The sequence below is a fragment of the Streptomyces sp. NRRL F-5650 genome (assembly GCF_000721365.1).
GTDB lineage: Bacteria > Actinomycetota > Actinomycetes > Streptomycetales > Streptomycetaceae > Streptomyces > Streptomyces ardesiacus.
The window spans coordinates 41,224-56,165 of the sequence record NZ_JOGV01000048.1 but is presented as its reverse complement, the minus strand read 5'-3'; the positions used below and the strand labels follow the sequence as shown (position 1 = coordinate 56,165).

General features: G+C 73.0%; 17 protein-coding genes. 12 read left to right on the top strand and 5 right to left on the bottom strand.

What is annotated here, in order from left to right:
- Positions 1 to 98 precede the first annotated feature (98 nt).
- The 6 genes from IG88_RS0131705 (at position 99) to IG88_RS0131680 (ending at position 5,978) form a co-directional block, all read left to right on the top strand.
- Positions 99 to 890, top strand: a complete 792-nt coding sequence (locus tag IG88_RS0131705) for an ABC transporter ATP-binding protein (protein ID WP_031048754.1) — start codon at positions 99 to 101, stop codon at positions 888 to 890.
- Positions 887 to 1,681: an ABC transporter ATP-binding protein gene (locus tag IG88_RS0131700; RefSeq protein WP_031048750.1), complete on the top strand. Its 795-nt coding sequence runs from the start codon at positions 887 to 889 to the stop codon at positions 1,679 to 1,681. The genes IG88_RS0131705 and IG88_RS0131700 overlap by 4 nt, the downstream gene beginning before the upstream one ends.
- Positions 1,678 to 2,577 carry a branched-chain amino acid ABC transporter permease gene (locus tag IG88_RS0131695; RefSeq protein ID WP_031048749.1) on the top strand — a complete coding sequence of 300 codons (900 nt, stop codon included), beginning with the start codon at positions 1,678 to 1,680 and terminating at the stop codon, positions 2,575 to 2,577. Before IG88_RS0131700 ends, IG88_RS0131695 begins: the two co-directional genes overlap by 4 nt.
- Positions 2,570 to 3,736, top strand: coding sequence for a branched-chain amino acid ABC transporter permease (locus IG88_RS0131690; RefSeq protein WP_031048747.1), 1,167 nt, complete (start codon positions 2,570 to 2,572; stop codon positions 3,734 to 3,736). The genes IG88_RS0131695 and IG88_RS0131690 overlap by 8 nt, the downstream gene beginning before the upstream one ends.
- Positions 3,733 to 5,013, top strand: a complete 1,281-nt coding sequence (locus IG88_RS0131685; protein ID WP_031048744.1) for an ABC transporter substrate-binding protein — start codon at positions 3,733 to 3,735, stop codon at positions 5,011 to 5,013. Before IG88_RS0131690 ends, IG88_RS0131685 begins: the two co-directional genes overlap by 4 nt.
- A 146-nt stretch (positions 5,014 to 5,159) precedes the next feature.
- Positions 5,160 to 5,978 (top strand): SAM-dependent methyltransferase, encoded by an 819-nt coding sequence (locus IG88_RS0131680; protein WP_031048742.1) that lies wholly within the window; start codon positions 5,160 to 5,162, stop codon positions 5,976 to 5,978.
- Positions 5,979 to 6,075: 97 nt separating this feature from the next.
- Here the strand turns inward: IG88_RS0131680 and IG88_RS0131675 are convergent, their stop codons facing one another.
- Both IG88_RS0131675 and IG88_RS0131670 read right to left on the bottom strand, forming a co-directional pair.
- A complete protein-coding gene (locus IG88_RS0131675; protein WP_031048740.1) occupies positions 6,076 to 6,999 on the bottom strand; it encodes a helix-turn-helix domain-containing protein in 924 nt (307 codons plus the stop codon).
- A 171-nt stretch (positions 7,000 to 7,170) separates the two neighbouring features.
- Positions 7,171 to 7,398, bottom strand: a complete 228-nt coding sequence (locus IG88_RS0131670) for a DUF397 domain-containing protein (protein ID WP_031048737.1) — start codon at positions 7,396 to 7,398, stop codon at positions 7,171 to 7,173.
- A 180-nt stretch (positions 7,399 to 7,578) separates the two neighbouring features.
- On the opposite strand from IG88_RS0131670, the gene IG88_RS0131665 reads away from it, so the two are divergent.
- The 5 genes from IG88_RS0131665 to IG88_RS0131645 all read left to right on the top strand — a co-directional run bounded on the left by IG88_RS0131665 (position 7,579) and on the right by IG88_RS0131645 (position 11,547).
- Positions 7,579 to 8,157, top strand: a complete 579-nt coding sequence (locus IG88_RS0131665) for an ATP-binding protein (RefSeq protein ID WP_031048734.1) — start codon at positions 7,579 to 7,581, stop codon at positions 8,155 to 8,157.
- A gap of 28 nt (positions 8,158 to 8,185) precedes the next feature.
- The gene (locus tag IG88_RS0131660; protein WP_031048732.1) at positions 8,186 to 8,734 is read left to right on the top strand and encodes a hypothetical protein; all 549 of its coding nucleotides are present in this window, start codon (positions 8,186 to 8,188) and stop codon (positions 8,732 to 8,734) included.
- A 169-nt stretch (positions 8,735 to 8,903) separates the two neighbouring features.
- A complete protein-coding gene (locus IG88_RS0131655) occupies positions 8,904 to 10,673 on the top strand; it encodes an ABC transporter ATP-binding protein (RefSeq protein ID WP_031048730.1) in 1,770 nt (589 codons plus the stop codon).
- Between the two features lie 171 nt (positions 10,674 to 10,844).
- A complete protein-coding gene (locus IG88_RS0131650; RefSeq protein WP_030402962.1) occupies positions 10,845 to 11,105 on the top strand; it encodes a DUF5133 domain-containing protein in 261 nt (86 codons plus the stop codon).
- A 232-nt stretch (positions 11,106 to 11,337) separates the two neighbouring features.
- Positions 11,338 to 11,547: a hypothetical protein gene (locus IG88_RS0131645; RefSeq protein ID WP_031048727.1), complete on the top strand. Its 210-nt coding sequence runs from the start codon at positions 11,338 to 11,340 to the stop codon at positions 11,545 to 11,547.
- Positions 11,548 to 11,622: 75 nt separating this feature from the next.
- On the opposite strand, the gene tgmB is transcribed toward IG88_RS0131645, so the two are convergent.
- The 3 genes from tgmB to IG88_RS0131630 form a co-directional block, all read right to left on the bottom strand.
- Positions 11,623 to 12,609 carry an ATP-grasp ribosomal peptide maturase gene (gene tgmB / locus IG88_RS0131640; protein WP_031048725.1) on the bottom strand — a complete coding sequence of 329 codons (987 nt, stop codon included), beginning with the start codon at positions 12,607 to 12,609 and terminating at the stop codon, positions 11,623 to 11,625.
- Between the two features lie 16 nt (positions 12,610 to 12,625).
- Positions 12,626 to 12,817: a putative ATP-grasp-modified RiPP gene (gene tgmA / locus IG88_RS0131635; protein WP_031048724.1), complete on the bottom strand. Its 192-nt coding sequence runs from the start codon at positions 12,815 to 12,817 to the stop codon at positions 12,626 to 12,628.
- Positions 12,818 to 12,937: 120 nt separating this feature from the next.
- The gene (locus IG88_RS0131630; protein ID WP_031048722.1) at positions 12,938 to 13,258 is read right to left on the bottom strand and encodes a YkvA family protein; all 321 of its coding nucleotides are present in this window, start codon (positions 13,256 to 13,258) and stop codon (positions 12,938 to 12,940) included.
- Between the two features lie 204 nt (positions 13,259 to 13,462).
- Between IG88_RS0131630 and IG88_RS44605 the strand changes: the two genes are divergently transcribed.
- Positions 13,463 to 14,932: a hypothetical protein gene (locus IG88_RS44605; protein WP_063760658.1), complete on the top strand. Its 1,470-nt coding sequence runs from the start codon at positions 13,463 to 13,465 to the stop codon at positions 14,930 to 14,932.
- Positions 14,933 to 14,942: the final 10 nt, after the last annotated feature.

Here is a 14,942-nt window from a genome sequence, read left to right as displayed (position 1 = left end):
CGCCCGACCCCCCTGTACGGGCCCCCGCGCCCGTGCTGTCGTGAGCTCCCCCCGACCACCGTCACCGTGCCCTCCCGGCCCGGTTCCAAGGAGCCGCGATGCCCGCAGCACCATCGGACGGCTCGCCCGCGCTGCACGTCGAAAGCCTCGACGTGACGTACGGGCGCGCACTGTCCGCCCTCCGCTCCGTGTCCCTGACCGTCCCGCCCGGTGCCGTCGTCGCCCTGCTCGGTGCCAACGGCGCCGGCAAGACCACGCTGCTGCGGGCCGTCTCGGGCACCCTGCGCCTGCACCGCGGGGCCGTCACGGCCGGCCGCGTCCGCTACGGCGAGACGGTCCTCGACGGCCGCGACCCGGTCGCCGCCGTACGGGCCGGGGTCGTCCAGGTGCCCGAGGGCAGGCGGGTGTTCGCCGGACTCACCGTCGACGAGAACCTGCGGGCCGGGGGACTCGGCCTCAACCGGCGGGCCCCGGACCAGGTCCGCGAGGCCCGGGAGCGGGTCTTCACCCTCTTCCCGAGACTCGCCGAGCGCACTCGTCAGGCCGCCGGTCTGCTGTCCGGGGGCGAGCAGCAGATGCTCGCCATCGGCCGCGCCCTGATGGCCGCCCCCCGCCTGCTCCTCCTCGACGAGCCCTCCCTCGGACTCGCCCCGATGATGGTCGACCGCATCGCCGAGGTCGTGCGCGAGATCAACGCCCAGGGCACCGCCGTCCTCCTCGTGGAACAGAACGCCGGGATGGCGCTGTCGCTCGCCGGGCACGCGTACGTCCTGGAGGTCGGCGAGATCGGACTGTCCGGCGCCGCCGCCGAACTCGCCCGCACGGACGCCGTGCGCCGCCTCTACCTGGGCGAGACCACCGGCGCCGCCGACGGCAAGGGGGCCGCGTGAGTGCCCCCGCCGCACCGCCCGCGCTCGACGTGCGCGGCGTGACCGTGCGCTTCGCCGGTCTCCTCGCCCTCGACGACGTCTCCTTCACCGTCGCTCCCGGCACCGTGCACGCCGTCATCGGGCCCAACGGCGCCGGCAAGTCCACCTGCTTCAACGTCCTGTCCGGCCTCTACCGCCCCACCGCCGGTTCCGTGCGGCTCGGCGCCGCGGAACTGACCCGGCTCGCCCCGCACCGGATCGCCGCCCTGGGCATCGCCCGCACCTTCCAGAACATCGTCACCACCCAGGGAACCGTCGCCGACAACCTGATGCTCGGCCGGCACGCCCTGTCCCGCGCCGGTTTCGCCGCCACCGCCCTGCGTCTGCCGGGCGCCCGGCGCGAACAGCGCGCCCACCTCGCCAGGGCTCGCGAGATCGCCGAACTCACCGGTCTCGGCGCCCACTTCGACGCCCCCGTAGCGCTGCTCTCCTACGGCGACCGCAAACGCGTCGAACTCGCCCGTGCCCTGTGTCTGGAGCCCCGTGTCCTGCTGCTCGACGAACCCGTGGCCGGCATGAACGCCGCCGAACGCCTGCGCATGACCGCGGTCGTCCGGGAGGTCCGCGCCGAACTCGGCCTCTCCGTCGTGCTGGTGGAGCACGACATGGGCCTGGTCATGCGGCTCGCCGACGAGGTCACCGTCCTCGACTTCGGCCGGGCCGTCGCCCACGGCACCCCCGACGAGGTCCGGCGCGACCCCGAGGTGCTGCGCGCCTACCTCGGGACCGCCACGGGGGAGGACGCGGCATGACCGGCTTCCTCGACAGTCTGTTCAACGGCCTCGCCCTCGGCTCCGTGTACGCCCTGATCGCCCTCGGCTTCGTCACCGTCTTCAAGGCGTCCGGCGTCCTGAGCTTCACCCACGGCTCCCTGCTGCTGCTCGGCGGCTACCTCGTCGCCGTCCTCCACGACGACCTCGGCTTCGCCGGGGCGCTCGCCCTCGCGGTCCTGGTGACGGCCGCGGCGGCCGGGCTGCTGGACCGGCTCGTGCTGCAGCGCGTCGGCGGGAGCGACCCGCACGCCGCGCACGTCCAGACCATCGTCACCATCGGCGTCGACATCGTCCTGGTCACCGACCTCGCCCGGCGCATCGGCGGCGACCTGCTGCCGCTCGGCGACCCCTGGGGCTCCGCCGTCACCGACCTCGGACCGGTGACCGTGGCCGACAGCCGCGTCGCCGCGATCCTCGTGTCCGCCGCGGCCATCGGGGGCGCCTTCGCCCTCTTCCGGTTCACACCCTGGGGCCTGGCACTGCGGGCGTCCGCCGAGGACCGCGAGGCCGCCGCCCTCATGGGCGTACGGCTCACCCGCGTCCGCACCGCCGCCTGGTGCCTGGCCGGCGGCCTCGCCGCACTCGCCGCCGTCTTCCTGGTCGCCTTCCCGGCGCCCGGCCTCGAACGCACCACGGGGCAACTCGCCCTGAAGGCATTCCCGGCCGCCATCCTCGGCGGCATGGCCTCCCCGGTCGGCGCCCTGGTCGGCAGCCTGCTGATCGGTCTCACCGAGGCCTTCGTCGCCGGCTACCAGACGGACCTGCACGTCCTCGGCGAGGGCTTCGGCGACGTCGCGCCGTACGCCGTGATGGTGCTCGTCCTGCTGGTGCGCCCCGCCGGACTCTTCGCGGCGAAGGGAGCGGCCCGTGTCTGACCTGCGCTCCCTCCTCCTGCGGCGCGGCCCGCTCCTGCTGACCGCCCTGCTCCTGTGTGCCCTGCCCTTCTACCTCGACGCCTTCTGGCTGCGCATCGGCCTGTTCTCCCTGGCCGCCGCCATCGGCGCCGTCGGGCTCGGCCTGCTCAGCGGCACCGCCGGGCAGCTCTCCCTCGGGCACGCCTTCTTCCTGGCCGTCGGCGCCTACGGCTACGTCTGGCTGGCGGGCGAGCCGGGCCCCGGGCTGCCGCCCGCCGCGGCCCTCGTCCTCGCCGTCCTCCTGGCCGGTGCGGCCGGCGGGCTGTTCAGTCCCGTCGCCGGGCGTGTGAAGGGCATCTACCTGGGCGTGGCCACCCTCGCCCTGGTCTTCCTCGGCCACCACGTCCTGCTCACCGCGGACTCCGTCACCGGCGGCTTCAACGGCCGCTCGGTGCCGCCGCTGGAGCTGGGCGGCTTCGCCTTCGACGGGTCCGGTCCCGGACTCACCGTCCTGGGCGTGCCGTTCGGCGCCGAGGAACGCCTCTGGTACCTGGGCCTTACCCTGTTCGCCGTCACCTGGTTCACGGCACGCGGACTGCTGCGCGGACGGCCCGGACGGGCCCTGGCGGCGCTGCGGGACAGCGAGACGGCGGCATCCGTGATGGGCGTGCACGTGGCCCGGTACCGCTCGGCCGCGTTCGTCGTCTCGTCGATGTACGCGGGCCTCGCCGGCGTCCTGCTCGCGCTCTCCTTCCGGCGCGTGGTCCCCGACTACTTCTCCCTCGCGCTCTCCGTCGACTACCTCGCGATGATCGTCGTCGGCGGCCTCGGCTCGGTGGCCGGCGCCACCGCGGGGGCCGTCTTCGTCACCGCGCTGCCCCTGCTGATGACCCGCTACGCCGACCAACTGCCCCTGGTGGCGGCACCGGGCTCCGGCGACGGCTCGATCGGCCCGACCGAGGCGTCCCGCTACCTCTACGGCGCGGCGATCGTGCTCGTCCTCCTCTACGCCCCCGACGGCCTGCACGGACTGGCCCGCCGCACGCGGGCCCGCCTGCGCCGCCGGCCGCCCGCCCCCGGACAACCCGGCACCGGACCGGCGCCCGCCGCCGCACCCGGCACCACCGGCACCAACGGCACCCCCGACACCACCGCACGAGCCAAGGAGCACACCCCGTGAACGTCACGCACCCCAGACCCCGCGCCGCCCGCACCGCCGCCCTGGCCGCGGCCCTGGCCGCCGTGCTGCTCGCGGGCACCGCCTGCAGCTCCAAGGCGGACGGCGGGAGCACCGGTGACGCCGCCGACGGCGTCAGGACCGGTCCCGGAGTCGGCGAGAAGACCATCCGGCTCGGCGCGCTGACCGACCTCACCGGCCCCTACGCCACGCTCGGCAAGAGCATCGTGCAGGCCCAGCAGATGTGGGCCGACGAGACCAACGCCGCGGGCGGCATCTGCGGACGCCAGGTCGAGATCGTCGTCAAGGACCACGGCTACGACGTGCAGAAGGCCGTCACCGCCTACGCCGACATCGCACCGGACGTCGTCGCCCTGCCCCAGGTCATCGGCTCGCCGGTGGTCTCCGCCCTGCTCGACGACATCGAGCGGGACCACATGCTGACCTTCCCGCAGGCCTGGGCGGCCTCCCTGCTCGGCCGGGACTCCGTCCAGGTCCTCGGCACCACCTACGACATCGACATGATCGCCGCCGTCGACTTCCTCACCCGCACCAAGAAGCTCACCAAGGGCGACACCATCGGCCACGTCTACTTCGAGGGCGACTACGGCGCCAACGCGCTGGAGGGCTCCGAGTGGGCCGCCGAGCAGGCGGGGATGAAGATCGCCGGACAGAAGATCAAGGCCACGGACACCGACCTGACGGCGCAGGTGTCCGCGCTGAGCAAGGCCGGGGCCAAGGCGATCCTCATCAGCGCGGGCCCCGCCCAGACCGCCTCCCTGGCCGGCGTGGCCGCAGCCCGTGGCCTGAAGGTGCCGATCGTCACCAGCGCCCCCGGCTACGCACCCCAGTTGCTCAAGACGCCCGCGGCGGCGGCCCTGGAGGCCATGGTCCACGTGGTCAGCGCCGCCCCCGCGGTCGGCTCCGACCTGCCGGGCGTCAAGAAGATGGCCGCCTCCTACCAGAAGGCGTACCCCGGTGAGCCCGTCGACTCCGGCGTGCTCTCCGGGTACAACGCCGCCCAGTTGATCGGCACCGACCTGAAGAAGGCCTGCGAGGGCGGCAGCCTGGCACGGCAGGACGTGGTCAAGGCGCACCGTTCCCGGAAGGACGCCGACACCGGACTCGGCACCCCGCAGGACTTCACCTACGTGACCGCGCCGGCCAGCCGGTCCACCTATGTGCTCAGGCCCGACGCCAAGGCACTCGGCGGCCTGGTCGGAGTGGAGGACGCCCACCAGCCGGCCGGAGTGGACGCGTACCTCGCCGGACGCGGCTGAGACGGGACGGTGGCCGCCAACTCCGCCGCAGCGCAACAGGGTTGGCGGCCACTTCCGCCGCCCTCTGGATTGGCTGACCACCGGGTCCCTACGATGTACTGTCAGTCATGCCAGTCCAGTTGGCCCCGTACGGAGCTGGGGGAACGATGCAAGCCGACAAGCAGTTGTCCACGGAGATCGACGCCAACGTGCCAACCGCGGCACGTATGTACGACTTCTACCTGGGCGGCAAGGACAACTACGCGGCCGACCGGCAGGCCGTCGGCGAGCTGGACAAGGTCGTCCCCAGTACGCGCCGGCTGGCGCTGAACAACCGGCGCTTCCTCCAGCGGGTCGTCCGCGTCCTCGCCGAGGACTACGGCGTCCGCCAGTTCCTGGACCACGGCTCCGGCCTGCCCACCCAGGACAACGTGCACCAGATCGCCCAGCGCGTGGCCCCCGAGTCCCGTGTCGTCTACGTCGACAACGACCCGATGGTGCTGGTCCACGGCCGGGCACTGCTCGACCAGAACGACCAGACGGCCGTCATACACGCCGACATGCGTGCGACGGAGGAGATCTTCTCCCACCCGGACACCCAGCGCCTGATCGACTTCTCTCAGCCGGTCGCCGTGCTCTTCAACTCGGTGTTCCACTGCATCCCGGACAGCGACACGGACGGACCCAAGGCGGTCGTGCGCCGGGTGACCGAGCGGCTCGCGCCCGGCAGCTTCGCCGTGATGTGCCAGTTGGTCAGCGACGACCCCGAGGTGCGCAAGTTCGTCACCGACTTCATGGACCAGGCGACCCAGGGCCACTGGGGCCGGGTGCGTGAGCCGAAGGACGTCGAGGACCTGTTCGAGGGCATGGAGATCCTGGAGCCGGGCCTCGTGGAGGTCTCCACCTGGCGCCCCGACACGGAGGTGGCGCCGCGTCAGCTCACCGACGAGTGGATCGAGTTCGGCGGCCTGGGCCGCCTGCGCTGAGGAGCCAGTCCGGGCACCGCACGGACGACGGCGGACAGTCGAGGAGGGGGCCGCACGCGACGCGTGCGGCCCCCTCCTCGACTGCGACGGCTCGCTGCTAGACGTCGGCGGCGTAGCGCGTCGCCATCGTCTCGCGCAGGCGGTTCAGTGACTCGCGCGGAGTCAGCGCCTCGTCGGCCAGCCGGTCCAGCGCGACCCGGTACTCCTCGGTCTCGTCCTGGTCCTCGAGGAAGTTGGCGCTCCTGATGTGCTCCAGGTAGACCACGTCGGGCAGGTCGGCGCCGCCGAAACGAAGGTAGGTGACGGGAATCGCGGGCGCCGACGCGTTCGTCACGTCCAACGGTACGATCTGCAGCGTCACATGGGGCTTCTTCGCCATCACGACGAGGTGCTCCAACTGCTCCCGCATGATCTCGCGGCTGCCCAGCACTCGCAGCAGCACGGACTCGTCGATGATCGCCCACAACTGCGGCGGGTCGGCTCGGCCCAGCAACTCCGTTCGACGCCTGCGCAGTTCGACGCGGCGCCGGACCTCGCCCGGAGCGGCGTTCGGCAGGCCGCGCCGGACCACGGCCTCCGCGTAGTCCTCGGTCTGGAGCAGCCCGGGGACGTACTGGATCTCGAAGGTGCGGATGGTCGACGCGGCCTCCTGGAGACCGACCAGTCGGTCGAACCACTCGGGCATCAGGCGCTTGTCGTAGCGCTGCCACCAACCCGGTTCGCCCGCCCGCCGCAACAGCTTGAGCAGGACCGAGGCCTCGTAGGCGTCGGTGCCGTACCGGTCGAGGAGGGCGCGGACGTCGTTCTCCGCAGGGGGCTTGCGGCCCTTTCCCGACTCGATGCGGGAGAGCTTCGCGCCGCTGAACCCCACGTCACGGGCGGCCTGGTCCTGGGAGAGGCCGGCGTCCTCGCGGAAGCCCGCCAACTGCACGCCGACGAGCATATTCAGCAGGGTCGGAGCGGGCTCGGCCCGGTCGAGATAGGGCTCGAGACGGGAGATGCGATGCGACGCGGCGGACATCCTGACTCCCAGCAGACCGGCAGACGTGAAGGAAAGACTATCTCATCCGACCGGCGTACCGTGCATCCGCCCGTAGGAATAGGGTAGTTGGGCTCCGTTTCACGTCGTCGCGGGCCGGGTGGACCCGTCGCCGCGCCGTCGCGTCCCCCGTGGTCGTCGCGCAGCGCCGCCCTACAGCAGGTGGTCGAACTCGCCCTCCTTCGCCCCGGCGAGGAAGGCGGCCACCTCCGCCGGGGTGTAGACGAGCGCGGGACCGTCCGGATAACGGGAGTTGCGCATCGCGATGCCCCCGTCGACGAGGGCGACCTCGACGCAGTTGCCCTCGGCGTTGCTGTGCCGACTCTTCTTCCAGCAGGCGTCCAACAAGCTGGCCTGCACTCCGTTGCGCACTGATGGCACCGCGGTCTCCTCGCTGTTCGGGGGAGCGGACCGGTCCCTGCCGGTCCCCGAGCGCCCCCAGCCGACTTTTTTCGCGCAATTTCTCGTGCAATTGCACGCGAGCGCTCTCAGCGTGGATAATAGCCGTGGCGTCAACCCCCCGGTTGAGGCCCCGCCTTGACGTCGCATCAGGGAGATGCTGTGCCATCACCTGCGCATCCAACGCTCCGGTCGCCCGGCGAACCCGTGTCGGAGGCAGGCGCGACGAACTCTTCGGGAGGCATCCCGTACCCGGTGCGGGAGACCGCCCGCCGGACCGAACTGCCGCTGCCCGCTCCGTACGCGGGTCGTCCGGTCCTCGGCGGTGGGCCGGCCCCCGCCGTGCTGCGTGTCGCGTGCAGCGGGGAGGGATTCGCCCGGGCCCGGGTCTTCACCCGGGACACGCTGCGCGGGTGGTCGCTCGACCACTGCGGTGACGACGCGGTCCTCGTGGTCACCGAACTCGTCTCCAACGCCGCGACGCACGCGGTGCCGTCCGCCGCGGCCGGTGCGCCGGAGGTCAGGCTCGGGCTCGCCCTGGGCCGGGCCAGGCTGACGCTGACCGTCTCCGACCCCGGGGACAGCGCGCCCGTGTTCCAGCCGTCCGACGGCTGCGCGCTCCGGGAGCACGGACGCGGCCTGAGCATCGTCGACGCCCTCGCGGAGGAGTGGGGCTGGGCCCCGCGCCCCCCGGCGGGCAAGACGGTCTGGGCCGCGTTGTCGACCCGCACCCCGATCTGACCCGACTGCCGCGGAAGGGCCCCACACCATGCGCAGCGCTCCGACACCCGAGCCGAGCATCCAGCGCACCGACCGTCACCAGCAGCCGCCCGGCTCGCCCCGCACCCCCGCCCTGCTGGCGGGCCTGGACGGGGTGCCCTGGAGCGACATCCAGGACTCCACCGGCTCGGCCGCGGCCATTCCCCGGCTGCTGCGCAAGGTCGCCCGGGGAGACGCCGAAACCGCCCGCGCCGCCCTCGGCGACCTGCGCAGGCGCATCTGCCAGTACGGCTTCGTCGTGGAACAGGCGACGGCCGCGACCGTCCCCTTCCTGTGGGAACTGGCGCAGCGGCCCCAGGTGAGCTGCCGGGCGCAGATCATCCACCTGCTCAAGAACATCGCCGACGCCCGGCAGTGGGAGACCACCGCCACCGCCTACCCCAAACTGCTCAACCACCGTGAGAACCCGGTGGCCTGGGAGCGTGCGGCCCGGCAGGCCGTCCGCGCCCGGCGGGACGGACTGGAACAACTCCTGGCCGAGGACGACACCGAGATCATGCGCGCCACCACCGAACTCGCCCGCACCCTCGGGGACTGAGCCCCGCACGGCCGGGAGACCGGGGCCCGCGCCCTCCACGGGGGAGAAGGCGCGGGTCCCCTTCCACGGTGCGGAACGGTGTGGCGTACTCCTGACCGACGGGGTAGGAAGACGCGGGGAGCAAGCGCTTTCCCCACCGTCCCACTCGGTCATCAGGAGGACCACGCCGATGGCGTCGCCGTTGGAGAAACCGCTCGACCACCGTTACCGGGGCGAGCACCCGATACGCACCCTCGTCTACCTGTTCCGCGCCGACCGCCGCCGGCTCGCTGCCGCGGTCGTCGTCTTCACCGTCAAGCACAGCCCCATCTGGCTGCTGCCCCTGGTCACCGCCGCCATCATCGACACCGTCGTGCAGCACGGGCCGATCGAGGACCTGTGGACCAGCACCGGGATCATCATGTTCATCCTGGTGGTCAACTACCCGCTGCACCTGCTGTACGTCCGCCTCCTGTACGGCAGCGTGCGCCGCATGGGCACCGCTCTGCGCTCCGCGCTGTGCACGCGCATGCAGCAACTGTCCATCGGCTACCACTCGCGGGTCAGCGCGGGCGTCCTGCAGGCCAAGGTCGTCCGGGACGTGGAGACGGTGGAACAGATGGTGCAGCAGACCGCCGAGACCGGCCTCGGCGCGTTCACCGTGCTCACCGGCGGCCTCGTCATCATCGCCGTGCGCACGCCCGAGTTCCTGCCCGTCTTCCTCGTCGTCGTCCCCGCCGCCTCCCTCCTGGTGGCCCGGCTCCGCGCCCGGCTGCGCAGCCACAACGAGCACTTCCGCCACGAGGTCGAGACCCTGTCCTCCCGGGTGACCGAGATGACCCGCCTCATCCCGGTCACCCGCGCCCACGGCCTGGAGGGCAAGGCGCTGCGCCGCATGGACGGCACCCTGGACCGGCTGCTCACCTCCGGCATGCGCCTGGACCTGGTCAACGGCCGCTTCGGCTCGCTGTCCTGGGTGGTCCTCAACGTGGTCGGGGTGCTGGTGCTCGCGGGAGCCGCACTCATCTCCTACTACGACGTGTGGGGCGTCACCGCCGGTGACGTCGTCATGCTCAGCGCCTTCCTCACCACCCTCACCAACTCCACGACGACGCTGGCGGGCCTGGCCCCGGTCATCACCAAGGGCCTGGAGTCCGTCCGTTCGGTCGGCGAGGTGCTCCAGGCCCCCGAACTGGAGGACAACGAGGGCAAGACGGAGGTGACCTCGCTGCGCGGAGCCGTCACCTTCGAGGGTGTCGGGCACCTCTACGAGAGCGACGGGCGGCCCGCCGTGAGCGACTTCACCCTCTCCGTCGAACCCGGTGAGACCATCGCCCTGGTCGGCGCGTCCGGCGCCGGCAAGTCCACCGTGCTCAACCTGGTGATCGGCTTCCTGCGGCCGACCTCGGGCCGGCTGCTGCTCGACGGCACCGACATGAACACCCTCGACCTGCGCACCTACCGGCGGTTCGTCTCGGTGGTGCCGCAGGAGTCCATCCTGTTCGACGGCACGATCCGGGAGAACGTCGCCTACGGCATGGACGACGCCGACGAGGAGACGGTGCGCAGCGCCCTGCGCGACGCCAACGCCCTGGAGTTCGTCGACCGGCTGCCGCACGGCCTGGACACCCTGGTCGGGGAGCACGGGGCCAGGCTGTCCGGCGGCCAGCGCCAGCGCCTGGCCATCGCCCGCGCGCTGATCCGCGACCCCCGGGTGCTGATCCTGGACGAGGCCACCTCCGCGCTGGACACCCGCTCCGAGGCGCTGGTCCAGCAGGCGCTGACCCGGCTGCTGCGCGGCCGCACCACGTTCGTCGTCGCCCACCGGCTCTCCACCGTGCGGGGCGCCGACCGGATTGTGGTGATGGGCGAGGGCCGAATCCTGGAGACGGGCAGCCACGAGGAACTCCTGGCCGGGGGCGGGGCCTACACCGCACTCCACAGCGGCCAGGTCGCCTGACCCCGCCGGCGACGGCCGATCCGCCCGCTTTCAACCAACTCGTCGTCCATTCGCGATGGCGTTCGGACAGGGAAGGACAGAATCTGGTCAATTGCGAAGGCGGACGGGCGTGATGTGACTGTTCCGGCGGGGTTCGGGCATACGCAGCGAAAACCGAGAGAGGGGCGCTTCGTGCTCGAACCGGACCCGAAGGTCGTCAGGAAGCTGCTGACGCGGTACGCGTCGCTGCGGATCGCTCAGGCGGAGAGGGAGAGGCCCGAGACGGCGCGGGAGCTGGCGGACGTCAGTTACACACTGTGCGTGATGATGGCGACGACCGCCGTCCACGACGCGGTGGCGAAGGCGGACGCGCTGCTGCTCGCCAAGGGGCGCGCGCAGGAGGCCGGTTCGCCGGCGCCGGACGGGGAGAGCGGCCTGTCGCTGGCCGTGTGACACCGCGGCCCCGCGTGGCCCGCACCGCGGACCGGACCGGACCGGACTTGGCCGGTCCGGTCCGGTCGTTGAGGGCTCGTGTCCCCCGGGGGGACGACCCGGTGTCTCGGCCGGGGCCGCGCGGGGGACCGTTCACATCCCGGCGGAATGCGCACCCCCGCGTGAACGGACGCCTAGACTGCTCAGTCGCGCCTCCGTACGGGGGCGGACGACACGAAAGGCACGTTGACGGGTGTTCCAGGATTCCCCCATCTACGACCGACTCGTCGCCGAACGCGGTGACGTCCCCGAGCAGGTGCGGCGGGACGCCGAGCGTGTGAACAGGGAACTGGAGGTGGTCATGCGTCCGTTGCGCGCCCCCGGGCACCTGCCCGGTGCGGAACGCCGGCCGTCCCCCGGCGCCGGCTGGCAGCGCACCGCCCTGCTGCCCGGCCCGCGCTGACGGCGGCGCCGGGAGCCGGCGGCCGCCACCGAGAGGCAGGCGGGCACGGCACCGGGGCGGCGGACACTCCCGGTCTCACCGGGCCGACGCCGTGTCCCCGCCGCCCCCGTCCGCGGGATCCGCGGCGCCGGGCCGGGCCAGCCACTCGGCGATGGTCCGGGCGATCGGCTGGCCCGTGTCCACCTCCACGAAGCCGAACTGTCCCGACTGGTTGCACTCGAGGAACCACCAGGTGCCGTCGCCGTCCTCGGCGAAGTCCAGGGCTCCGTAGGCGAGTCGTGCCTCCCGCAGATAGGTGCGGACGCTTTCGGCGATGCGCGGGGGCACCTCGGCCGGCCGCCACGGCTCGCCCGACGCGGTGAAGCGCACGTCCACGTCGTCGGGATCCAGGTGCGCGAGCGTCGTCTTGCGCGCCGCCAGCAGCACGTCGCCGACGGCCGTCAGCCGGATGTCGGCACGCTTGGCGACCCGGCGTTGCAGCAGCGTCGGACCGTGGGCGACGGCGGAGAAGTCGGCCTCGGGAGGGACCCTGCTGGTCGGCACCGCCAGGGGCGGGTCCTGCGGATGGGCGCCCGACACCGGCTTGACCACCAGGTCCGGGAAGCGCTCGGCGAACTCGCGGGCCGCCCGGGGGAACGTCGTGATCAGCGTCGCGGGCACCGGCAGCCCGCACTGCTGGGCGAGACGCAGTTGCCAGGGCTTGTAGCGGGCCCGGTGTGCGGCGTCGGGCTGGTTCATCCAGCGCGCTCCCGAGCCGCGGAGCATGCCGTACAGCGCCTGGCCGGCCTCCTCGGTCAGCCACGCCGACGGCTCGGCGGCCCGGGTGGCCGCGCCACCCGGCCTGCGCACCCAGATCGACCGCAGCCCGCCGATGCTCACCAGGCGTCCCCCCGAGGACAGATGGCCCCGGAAGGAGCCGTGCACGAACTCGCCGGACAGCGCGACGGAGTCGGTGAGGTCGGCGGGGTCCAGGCGGACCACCGGCACTCCCGACGCGTTCAGGTGCACCACCACCATGTCCGCGGTGACGTCCTCTTCACTGGTCAGGATCAGCACGGTCATTCTCGGCGGCCCGTGTTCAGTCGTCGAAGTGGGTCTTCGACCCCGCGGTGGAGGTCGTGGTGCCCAGCTCTCTCAGCAACGCGTGGTCGCATGCGGCGACCCGTCCGTCGAGGAGCACGTTCAACTGCAGCCCGGAGTCGTAGACGTACGGAGTGGTGGCTTCCAACTCCACTGCGGGCCGTGCGTAGTCGAGCGCGAACGGTTGCATCGTCTCTCCCTGGTCGGTGCTGTGCCGATCAGGCGACGGGCCGCGGTGCGCCCTCGCCCGGTCCGCCGACTTCCTTCGGCTTCCAGAGACTTATACGAATCGAACGGGTGAATGGTTTCCTCACGCTGCGTAATCACCGGGCGGTCTGGTGGACCGCCGCCGTTCCCCCGCGTCCTCACGGAAGCCGGTCCGGCCGCGCACGGAACGCAGCGCGAGCAGCAGGACGCCGATGTCGTCCAGATAGACGGGATCGGGGATCAGGTCCGCCGGGAGCACCAAGTAGAGGACGGCGCCCCAGAAGACCCAGCGCGGACCCGTGGGAAGACCGGCCCGCCTGAGGTCCCGTCGGGTGCGGACCAGGCGCACCAGCACGGCGATCGCCGCCGCGAGCACGACCGCCGCGAGCAGCACCGCCACGACGATCACCGTGGTCGTGTCCACACCGCCCCTCCTCCGGCGCGCGGAGCGCGCCTTTCTCCCCGGATGCCCGCTCGCGTCGGCCGCAAGTCCGCACGCGGGGGTCTCTCATCCCTGTGGCCCACCGGAGTGGCACGGCGCGGTGGCCGTGCCTAGTAATGGCAGCACACAGCGCGAGTCGCACGTCGGGGACGCAGGGCGGCCGCACCCCCACCACACGGAGAGATCATGACCACCGGCTCTTCCTCATCCCGCTCGCCCGAGTACGCCATATCCGCCCTGGACATACCCACCGGGGAGACGACCACCACGACCGGTACGGCGGGACCGCCCGGCAGCGGCACCGGCCCCGGCGTCCGGGACGCCGAAGGCCCGTCGCCCGAGCCGGACGGCGGCCTGTGGGACGCCGGATTCGACGACGACCTGCCGGAACTCGATCCCGACCCCGATCTGCCCGCGCCCGGCCCGGACACCGTCGCCGACGTCCACGAGGCAGCACCGCGGACACACGGTGATCCCGTCGGCGACCTGGTGCGCGCCGCCGTGGCCGACCGGCCGCTGGAGGAGGTCGTCGACCTGATCACGACGCTGGAGCGGTCGCCGCAGTACGCGCAGGCCACCGTCGACGCGCTCCGCGCGGTCGGTGTGCACCGGTCCGTCGAGGACGTCACCCGGCTGGCCGGCCTGCTGACCCGGCCGCCGCGCCCGTCGGACAGCGCGGACGAGGCGATCCGCGCCGCCGCGGAGTGCCGCTCCGTGGAGGACGTGACCCGGCTGATGGCGCTGCTGCACCGCACGCCGCTGGAAGCGCACTGCGGGCAGGAGGCGGTGCGGGCCGCCGCCACCGGCCGGCCCGTCGAGGAACTGGTCGAACTGATCGGCCGGCTCGCCGAGGACGGACACGTACGCCCGGAACAGCCCGATGCCCGCCACCTGCGGGCGGCCCGGGAAGCCGCCGGAGAGGACGACGCCCGGCAGCCGGACACCCGGCGGCCCGTGGCACGCGACGGCGCGTTCGCCGGAGCAGACCGCCGCGAACGCCGCAGGCCGCAGCTCCGGTTCCGCCGGGGACGCGACCGCGAGGAGACCCCCGCGGCGCGCGACCGGGACGGGGCGCGGGCCGCACGGGACCGGGACGAGGCGCGGGCCGTACGCGATCGGGACGAGGCCCGCGCGGCACACGAGCGCGACGAGGCCCGTTCGACTCGCGACCGGGACAAGGCCCGTGCCGCACGTGAGCGCGCCGAGGCCCGTGCGGCGCGACGTGCCGTGCGGGGGCCGGCCTGGCCGGCCTGGCTCGCCGTCGCGGCCCTGGCCGGGTGCGGCGTCGCCTACTTCCCGCTGCACCGCGGCGACGCCTCCGCGCCGGCCTACGGAGTGGCCCTCGGCCTGTCGGCCCTCTGCCTGGTGCTGGCCCTGCTGCTGACCGTCCGTCCGGCCGTGGCGCTGCTCGCCGCCGCGGTCGTGGCACCGGCGGCGCTGGCCGCGGCCAAGCTCTACGGCAGTGCCACCCCCTCCGCGCGGGTGTCCCCGGTCACGGACCTCACGCTGGCCCCCACCTGGGTCGCGGTCGCGGTGGCCGTGGCCGCCTCGCTCGTCGCGCTGACGGCACTGTGCGTGCGCGTGGCCGTACCGGCCTCCGCGCGGCGCAGGCCGCCCCGCCGCGTGGCCGTGGCGCGCCGGGCCGCCGTGGACTGAGCGCCGACGG